At 72.9% G+C, this 1,688-nt stretch carries 1 protein-coding gene and 2 pseudogenes; 2 read left to right on the forward strand and 1 reads right to left on the reverse strand.

Annotated features, from left to right (window positions below; all coding sequences use genetic code 11):
• Window positions 1–57: 57 nt before the first annotated feature.
• Window positions 58–729: pseudogene (locus ACWD3D_RS36735) on the forward strand (B12-binding domain-containing protein); the annotation flags it as partial.
• 136 nt (window positions 730–865) lie between these two features.
• The gene (locus tag ACWD3D_RS36740; RefSeq protein WP_451464977.1) at window positions 866–1,312 is read left to right on the forward strand and encodes a nitroreductase family deazaflavin-dependent oxidoreductase; all 447 of its coding nucleotides are present in this window, start codon (window positions 866–868) and stop codon (window positions 1,310–1,312) included.
• Window positions 1,313–1,349: 37 nt separating this feature from the next.
• Here ACWD3D_RS36740 and ACWD3D_RS36745 read toward each other — a convergent pair.
• Window positions 1,350–1,688 (reverse strand): annotated as a pseudogene (locus ACWD3D_RS36745) (hypothetical protein); the annotation flags it as partial.

Raw genomic sequence — 1,688 nt, forward strand, 5'->3', positions numbered from 1 at the left:
AGCGCGCCGAAGTCCTGTACGCCTCCCTGCTGATCCAGATGTTCGGCGGGCTCGGCCCGCCCGTCCACCGCTCCGGGCGCTCTCCCGGTCGGCCGCGGGCGCACCGAAGCCCGGGGGCTCGCCCGGGCGGCCGTCCGCCTGGACGCCCGCGCCGTCGAGGACCAGCTCACCCGGGCGATCGACCGGCACGGACTGGTGGCCGCCTGGGACGAGGTCATCATGCCGACCCTGAACGCCGTGGGCCGGCGGTGGGAGAGCTCCGGTGAACGGTACGTGGAGGTGGAGCACCTGTTGTCCTGGCACGTCTCCACCGCGCTCCGGCGCGCCGCCGTCGGCCCACCGCCCGCGCGCGGTGCCGCCGTCTCCCTGCTCGCCTGCGTGCCGGACGAGAACCACACGCTGCCCCTGGAAGCACTCACCGCCGGGCTGACGCAACGCGGCCTGCCTGTAAGGATGTTCGGGGCGGCTCTGCCGGTCGATGCCCTGGAGGAGGCGGCCCGGCGCACCGGTCCGGCCAACATCGTCCTCTGGTCCCAAGGGCGTTCGACGGCCAGTCGGCCGCTGGCTCAGCGGATCGCCTCCATCGAATGGGGAGTGCGCGGCGCCCGCGCGGCTCCGACCGTCGTGCTCGCCGGACCCGGCTGGGCGGGACACCAGCCGGAGGGCGTGCTGCGCCCCACCAGTCTCACCGAGGCGCTCGCCCTGCTGTCCGCGCTCGCCTCCCGCTGAACCACGGGCGGGCGGCGGCGCGCCGCGCCGGACAACCGCCCCGGGCGGCGGACCGGGGCACCGGCGCTGCATGATGGACATGACCGTGCACGGCGAAGGTTCGGCACGGCCGGACCCAACGACGACGGGACACACCATGCCGCTCCAGGGCGAGTACGAGCCCAGCCCCAACCAGTGGGTGCGTGATCAGGTGGAGTTGTACGAGAGCTCCGGAGGGACGCAGGGCACCACGATGCGCGACTTGCCGGTCGTCGTGCTCACCACCCGGGGTGCCCGCAGCGGGAAGATCCGTAAGTCCGCGCTGATGCGCGTCGAGCACGACGGCAGTTACGCGGTGGTCGCCTCCCTCGGCGGCGCTCCGAAGCACCCGGTCTGGTACCACAACGTCAGCACCGACCCCCGGGTCGAGCTCCAGGACGGCCCGGTCCGGCAGGACATGATCGCCCGTGAGGTGACCGGGGACGAGAAGGCCGTGTGGTGGGAGCGCGCGGTCGAGGCGTTCCCCGACTACGCGGACTACCAGAAGAAGACGGACCGGGTGATCCCCGTCTTCGTCCTGGAGCCCGCACCGGCACCTCACTGACCCGCGCGGCCGCCTCTCGTGGAAGCGGCCCCGCCTCTCACGGGAGCAGTCGTGGCGGCCGTCCGGCCGCCACGTCCTCCACCCAGCCGAACACGGCGACGGCGGCGGCGATCAGCGGCCAGACGACCACGAACTGGAACCACGTGCTGCCCAGCGGCAGACGCTCCTCCAGCAGGGGCACCTGCCACATCAGATCGATCACCACGACGCTCAGCATCAGTGCGATCTCGTGCCACAGGTAGATGCTGACCGCACGGGAGTTGAAGACGCGCACCACCCGCCCGAGAAACGGGCGGCGGGTGGTGGTGGCGGGGGCGCCGGGCCCGGACCGTGTCCGCAGGGTCACGGTCGACCCGGGGAAGGTCCTGGGCGAACT

The sequence above is a fragment of the Streptomyces sp. NPDC002690 genome, from assembly GCF_053592415.1.

What these genes read in the sequence shown, in the direction of transcription:
- ACWD3D_RS36740 (WP_451464977.1), top strand. Translation starts at nt 866, where the DNA reads ATGCCGCTCCAGGGCGAGTACGAGCCCAGCCCCAACCAGTGGGTGCGT.